This is a genomic window from Microbacterium sp. (genome assembly GCF_031988965.1).
Taxonomy (GTDB): domain Bacteria; phylum Actinomycetota; class Actinomycetes; order Actinomycetales; family Microbacteriaceae; genus Microbacterium.
Map to the genome: position 1 here is coordinate 1 of NZ_DALZXX010000173.1, position 5,133 is coordinate 5,133.

At 72.9% G+C, this 5,133-nt stretch carries 5 protein-coding genes; 4 read left to right on the forward strand and 1 reads right to left on the reverse strand.

Annotation, left to right across the window (positions count from 1 at the left end):
- Positions 1-1,605 (forward strand): glycoside hydrolase family 3 C-terminal domain-containing protein (locus RTM68_RS16730; RefSeq protein WP_312173098.1); only part of this gene is annotated, 1,605 nt, incomplete at its 5' end.
- On the opposite strand, the gene RTM68_RS16735 is transcribed toward RTM68_RS16730, so the two are convergent.
- Positions 1,596-1,736: a hypothetical protein gene (locus RTM68_RS16735; RefSeq protein WP_312173101.1), complete on the reverse strand. Its 141-nt coding sequence runs from the start codon at positions 1,734-1,736 to the stop codon at positions 1,596-1,598. The two genes, RTM68_RS16730 and RTM68_RS16735, sit on opposite strands and share 10 nt — an antisense overlap.
- Positions 1,737-1,845: 109 nt before the next feature.
- Between RTM68_RS16735 and RTM68_RS16740 the strand changes: the two genes are divergently transcribed.
- The 3 genes from RTM68_RS16740 to RTM68_RS16750 all read left to right on the forward strand — a co-directional run.
- Positions 1,846-2,082: a hypothetical protein gene (locus RTM68_RS16740; RefSeq protein ID WP_312173104.1), complete on the forward strand. Its 237-nt coding sequence runs from the start codon at positions 1,846-1,848 to the stop codon at positions 2,080-2,082.
- Positions 2,083-2,109: 27 nt separating this feature from the next.
- On the forward strand, positions 2,110-3,624 hold the full coding sequence (locus RTM68_RS16745) for a family 43 glycosylhydrolase (protein ID WP_312173106.1): 1,515 nt from the start codon (positions 2,110-2,112) through the stop codon (positions 3,622-3,624).
- Positions 3,621-5,133, forward strand: a 1,513-nt coding sequence (locus tag RTM68_RS16750) for a family 78 glycoside hydrolase catalytic domain (protein WP_312173109.1), incomplete at its 3' end; no start/stop codon positions are given. The genes RTM68_RS16745 and RTM68_RS16750, both read left to right, overlap by 4 nt.

The following is a 5,133-nucleotide window of genomic DNA, read 5'->3' on the forward strand; positions in this document are numbered from 1 at the left end:
GTGCCGTCGAGGGCACCCATCCTCCTCCTGGCCGAGCGGGGGGGGGCCCTCGACGGCACCGCCGCGCTCGTCCCTGCCCCGATCGACGGCCCCGCCTTCGCGAGGGAGGCGGCGATCGAGGGGTCCGTGCTGCTGCAGAACGACGGGGTGCTGCCGCTGGACTCCGGCACCCTGACCCGCGTCGCGGTCATCGGCCACAACGCCACCGAGGCGCGGACGCAGGGCGGCGGGTCCGCCACGGTGCTGCCCGAGAAGGTCGTGTCTCCGTGGGATGCGCTGCGGGCGGCGTTCGCCCACGCCGACGTGCGCTACGAGATCGGCGCCGTGGTGCAGGAGGGCGTGGCCGAGATCCCCCTGTCATCGATCGTCAACCCCGTGACCGGCGACCCCGGACTGCGCGTGAGCTTCCTCGACGAGGCGGGGCACGAGCTGTTCGCCGAGGACCGTCGCGCCACCGCTCTCGTCTGGTTCGGCGGAGATGCGCCGATCGGGGCGAGTCGCACCGTGGTGCTCTTCACCCGGTACACGCCGTCGGAGACGGGCAGCATCGAGCTGGGCTTCGCCGGGGCGAACCCGGGTCGCGTCTTCGTCGACGGCGACCTCGTGCTCGACGACGCCCCCGTCCTCGAGGGCACCGACCTCGGTGCGGCGTTCCTCAATCCTCCGTCTCTCACCACCGCGGTCTCCGTCGAGTCGGGCCGCGCCATCGACATCCGCGTCGAGATCACGCGGGCATCGCAGGGCGCGCTCGACGGGGCGCTGAGCATCACGCTGGGCATCGCTCCCGAGCGCACCGACCCCGATGCCCTGATCGCCCGTGCGGTCGAGGCCGCGAGGGACTCCGAGGTCGCGATCGTCGTCGTGGGCACGAACGCGAAGGTCGAGTCCGAGGGCTACGACCGCGTCGACCTCGACCTGCCCGGACGCCAGGACGTCCTGGTGCGCGCGGTCGCCGCCACCGGCACCCCGACCGTCGTGATCGTCAACGCCGGCTCCCCCGTGGTGCTGCCGTGGGCGGGCGAGGTCTCGGCGATCGTGCAGGGGTACTTCGGCGGACAGGAGTTCGGACACGCGATCGCCGATGTCGTGACCGGTGCCGCCGAGCCGGGAGGGCGCCTGCCCACCACGTGGCCCGCCTCGCTCGACGACGTGCCGGTGACCGATGTGACCCCGACCGACGGTCGCCTCGTGTACGGCGAGGGACTGCACATCGGCTACCGCGCCTGGCTGAAGCGGGAGACGCCCCCGGCGTACGCCTTCGGTCACGGGCTCGGGTACACCACGTGGTCGTGGGGCACCGCGCAGCGGCATGAGGACACCGTCGAGGTGACCCTCGCGAACACCGGTTCGCGCCGCGGCAAGCAGGTGGTGCAGGTCTACGCGGAGCGCACAGACTCCTCGGTCGAACGGCCGCTCCTGTGGCTGGTCGGCTTCGCGGTGGTGCACGCCGAGCCGGGTGAGACCGTGACGGCGGTCGTGCCCGTCGCTCCGCGACGACTCGCGCACTGGGCCGACGGCTGGGTCGTGGAGCCTGGCCGCTTCACGCTGCACGTCGGATGCTCGGCGACGGATCTGCCGCTGCGGGTCGACTGGGATCAGCGATGACCGATCTCACGCGCCTCACCGGCGCGCTGCAGCGTCGGGCGGACGAGCGCCTCGCGGTGCTCGTCGCCCGCCTCGACGACGCCCTCGCCGACGATCCCGATCTGTCCTTCCAGGTCGCCGCGTATCGGCATCGCCCGACTGCTGGCGGTCGGCGTCACCGGAGTCGACGGCCGACCGCCGCTCCTCTCCGCCGACACGGTCGCCCAGATCGGCCAGCAGCAGATCCGCGGCTACGACGAGGTGCTGCACCAGAGCGACCGCGCCCACGCGGTGGTCTTCCAGAAGCCCTCGCAGCAGCTGGCCTTCGGCGGCCCGCGCGCCTTCGGACACGGCGGTGCGATGGGCGCTCTCGCCTGCGTCGACCCCGACACCGGCATCGCGTTCGCGTGGACCATCGCCCGCGGGCCCTGGCCCGGCGGCGCGGACCCCCGCGCGGTGCCCCTCGCACGCGACCTCGGTCGACTCCTCTCCCTTTGACGGCCCCACGACTCGGAAAGCATCCTCATGACGACGCTGTACAACCCGCTCCTCAACGGCTTCCACCCCGACCCGTCGGTCGTGCGCGTGGGCGACGAGTGGTACCTCGCCACCTCGACGTTCGAGTACCTGCCCGGCATCCCGATCCACCGCTCACGCGACTTCGAGAACTGGGAGCTCATCGGGCACGTGGCCACGCGCGACGATCAGCTCGCGGTCGCCGACGTCCCCACCGCGGGGGGCGCGTGGGCTCCGACGATCCGACACCGCGACGGGGTGTTCCACCTGGTCATCACGGATGCGATGGGGCGCGGGATGCTCCACTTCACCGCGGTCGACGCCGCCGGCCCCTGGAGCGACGGCGAGCTGATCCGCACGCACGACGGGTCGCGCTCGCTCGACGGGATCGACCCCGACATCGCCTGGGGCGACGACGGCACGGTGTACATCACCTACTCGGGACTCCTCCTGAGCGGCGAGGGGGTGGGCCAGCACCTCGGCATCCAGCAGGTCAGGGTCGACCTCGATCGGCACGTGGCCCTCGAGGAGCCCCGCTCGGTCTGGTCGGGCACCGGGGGCCAGTTCCCCGAGGCGCCGCACCTGTACGCGGTCGACGGACGCTGGTACCTCATGATCGCCGAGGGTGGCACCGAGCGCGGCCACGGCATCTCGATCGCGCGCGGCGACTCGCCGGAGGGCCCCTTCGAGACCGCGCCGCAGAACCCCCTGGTGTCCGCGCGGTCCACGATCCGCCCCGTGCAGAACACCGGCCACGGCGACCTCGTCATCGGGCCGGACGGCGACTGGCTGTGCGTGCTGCTCGGCGTGCGCCCGCGCAGCATGACCCGCGCATTCTCGGCGCTCGGTCGCGAGACCTTCGTGACGACCGTGCACTGGCGGGACGACGGCTGGCCGGCCATCGACCCGGTGCCGCTGAACCCGCGACCCGGCACCCGCGTCGACGTCGACTTCTCCGCGCAGCGCACGCTCGACGGCGAGTGGATCGCGGTGCGGACCACTCCGGCGTCGATCGCCGACCTCGACGCGCGCCCCGATGCCCTGGTGCTGCACGGAGCGGGACGCACGCTCGACGATCCGCACCCCGTCTTCCTCGGCCGCCGTCAGGAGCACCTCACGAACGCCGTCACCGTGACGGTCGACGTGCATGCCGGCGTCGGCGGTCTCGCGGTGCGCTACGACGAGCGCTTCCACGTCGAGATCGAGGCCGGAGCGGGCGTCGTGATCGCCCGGGCCGTCGTCGCCGACCTCGTGCAGGAGTGGAGCATCCCGCTGACGTCCGAGGTGCTCGACCTCCACATCGAGTCGCGCCGACCCGCCGCCGGCGGTGCCTTGCCGAAGACCTCCGACGTGTTCCACCTCGCCGTGACGACGGAGGGCGAGCGCCGGGAGCTGGCCACGGTCGACGGCCGCTTCCTCTCCTCCGAGACCACCGAGTCGTTCACGGGACGGGTGATCGGCGTCTACGCCCGCTCCGGCGACGTGGCGGTGCTGCGGTGGACCGCCGAAGGCGACGACGAGTGAGCGGCACCGCGCAGATCGCGACGGTCAGGGCCGAGCTGCGCGACGACCCCCCGTTCGTCGCCACCCCGACCCCGCGCCTGAGCTGGACCGTCGTGTCGCCCGACGACGGCTGGCTGCAGTCGTCCGTCGAGATCGCCGACGGACTCGAGACCGTCGCGCTCGACGGCGGCGAGAGCGTGCTCGTCGACTGGCCCTTCGCGCCGATGACGGCCGGCGAGGTCCGCTCCGTCCGCGTGCGCGCGCACTCCGTCGGCGGGTCGAGCACGCCGTGGAGCCGACCGCTCGTCGTCGCCTCGGGATTCCTCGCCGAGAGCGAGTGGGTCGCGCAGCCGGTGGGACTCGCCGACCCCGACCGCGAGGCCCAGCCGGCCGAGGTGCGGACGTCGTTCACGCTCGAGCGTCCGGTCGAGCGGGCGCTGCTGTTCTGGACCGCACTCGGCGTCGCCGAGCCCGAGGTCAGCGGCGCCGCCGTCGCGGACGACGTGCTCGCCCCCGGCTGGACCGCCTACCGGGATCGTCTCGTGCACGAGACGATCGACATCACCGCGCTCCTGCACGACGGGGCCAACGAGCTGCGTGCGACCATCGCCGGGGCCTGGTACACCGAGCGATACGGCTTCTTCGCCTTCGCGGCGCGGCTCTACGGCACACAGCCGTCGTTCCTCGCCCAGATCCGCCTCACGTACGCCGACGGCACGATCGAGACCGTCGCCGCGACCGGTGAGGGATGGCAGGCCGCCGGAGACGGGCCCGTCGTCGACAGCGGCATCTACCCGGGTGAGCACCAGGACCTGCGCCGCAGCCCGTCGTCGTGGGCACCGGTGCGCATCGGCGCCGCCGCGCTCCCGGGCTACGAGGACGTGCCCGTGCCCGAGGCCCGCATCGCACCACCGGTCCGACGCACCGACACTCTGCCCGTGGCGTCGGTGATCGAGACGCCGTCCGGTGGACGGATCCTCGACTTCGGCCAGAACCTCGTCGGCAGGCTGCGCATCCGCGCACAGGGCGACGAGGGAGCCCGCCTCGTCGTCCGCCACGCCGAGGTCCTCGAGAACGGCGAGCTCGCCCTGCGCCCGCTCCGCAACGCCGCCGCCACGGCGACCTTCGACCTCTCGGGCGGCGACGACGTGCTCGAGTCGCGGTTCTCGTTCTACGGTTTCCGCTACGCGGAGATCACGGGCGTCGAGGTGTCGCCGGATGCCGTCGAGGCGGTCGTGCTGCACACCGACATGCGGCGCACCGGATGGTTCGAGTCCTCCCACCCGCTTCTCGACCGCCTGCATGAGAACGTGCGCTGGGGCATGCGCGGCAACTTCCTCTCGATCCCCACCGACTGCCCGCAGCGCGACGAGCGCCTCGGCTGGACCGGCGACATCCAGGTCTTCGCCCCCACCGCGAGCTTCCTGTACGACTGCGACGGATTCCTCGCGTCGTGGCTGCGCGACCTCGCGCTCGAGCAGCGGCGCGCCGACGGAGCGGTGCCGCTCGTCGTCCCCGCGGCGCTGCCCG